At 40.1% G+C, this 1,534-nt stretch carries 2 protein-coding genes; both read right to left on the minus strand.

What is annotated here, in order from left to right; translation table 11 throughout:
• The coding region (locus HUK38_RS14535; protein ID WP_182585038.1) for an Ig-like domain-containing protein at positions 1 to 879 on the minus strand (879 nt) is incomplete at its 3' end.
• Between the two features lie 363 nt (positions 880 to 1,242).
• A partial coding sequence (locus HUK38_RS14540; protein WP_238787696.1) for a DUF2442 domain-containing protein occupies positions 1,243 to 1,534 on the minus strand: 292 nt, incomplete at its 5' end.

Consider the following 1,534-nt stretch of genomic DNA (forward strand, 5'->3'; position numbering starts at 1 on the left):
ACTGTAGTCATCTGTCGCTTCGTTTTCAGATACAGTAACAGATACCGTTGCGGTCGCTTCACCGCCTTTTCCATCCGAAATGGTGTATTCAAATTGATCACTTCCGCTATAATCTTCTTCCTTAGTATAACATACCTCCAATCCATCATCCGTAATCGTAACGGTACCATGATCACCGTGAGTTATTGAAGTAATCGCTAACGCGTCACCGTCCGGGTCGCTATCATTTTCTAGCACATCAATAACAATCGATTCACCTTCTGTCACTGTTGCGCTGTCATCGTTTGCAACTGGAGCGCTATTCATAGCTTCTAAGGGTGCCAACAAAGCTGGTATACTATTAATTGCTTCCTCAACAGTTGTTTCACTTTCAGTTATATTAGCTAAAATAGCTCTACCAGCTTGTCGAATATATATCTGATCCGCATCACTAAGTTCACTGTAAACAATCCCGTTATTTGATTGATATTCTGCGAACTCCAGAGCCACTTCGACTTGATTGCCAAAGCGAGACATATCTGACGCTGCTTGCGGGTCATTGTTATCCCATCCACCATTAATCATGGCGACAATCATTTGATTGGGTGTCAATGAACTGGAAGTCAGTTCGCTTATCCAATATGAATAGCCATCTTCGTCGGCTTGACGATTAAAAATATTTGTATATAGTGCATTGATCAGTAGGCCAAAATCAGAAGTATCTGGGTATTTTTGTTGAACTAACGGCTGATCAAAAAAACTCTGAGCGACAGTCTCTACTGTCCATTGCGGATTGATATTTATTTGGTTTATCCAATACTGAAGTCCTTCGTTGTCTGGTGCATAACCCATAGTTGCGATATAGATTTCTGTCACTTTCCAAGCAGTATCTCGATTCATATTTTCACCTCTTTGCCTGACGAGTCTTCGACCTCAACACTGAGATCAAAGCAGACCTAACAATTTGTTAAAACTGATAAAAATGCCTTATAGTTGATCTGTAAGACTGACGTCAAGTACTTTATTTCTGACATATCACATGTCAGAACTTTCCCAATTTTAGTTTAGACGCCGTTTCGCAACAAATTGCCGTGCGCTATTCGCATATCGAATTAGATTATATTTGTTGCAGCAATTTTTCGTACTCTCGATGCGACCCAATCCAAAACCAAACTATTTCGCCGTCATTAACAAATTAGAAACGCCATCTTCCTTGATAAATCAACGGGGTAACATTTGAACTGCGTAACTCCTGACAATCTGTTACGCGCTGTTTGATTTAAGTGGAAATCGCTCCGGGTATTCAATCATTTCTCTAGTTAAATCAACATCTAAGTCTGGCCAATAGAAATGATCGGGCGATTGCTCCTTTACATTTATGATTGATTTGACGGTCTTCTCTTTAAACCAGGGAAAATCCTCATACGACATAAATAACTCTTTTTCATGGGCTAATAACCATAACCCATGCGTAGAAATATTAGTGACTTCCACCTCTGAAATGCTGTTGCCATGCACTAATAAGCTCATTGTAATGAACCTCGACGAGTGACTC

Origin of the sequence: Thiospirillum jenense (genome assembly GCF_014145225.1) — a bacterium.
In the GTDB taxonomy this organism is placed as follows: Bacteria; Pseudomonadota; Gammaproteobacteria; order Chromatiales; family Chromatiaceae; genus Thiospirillum; species Thiospirillum jenense.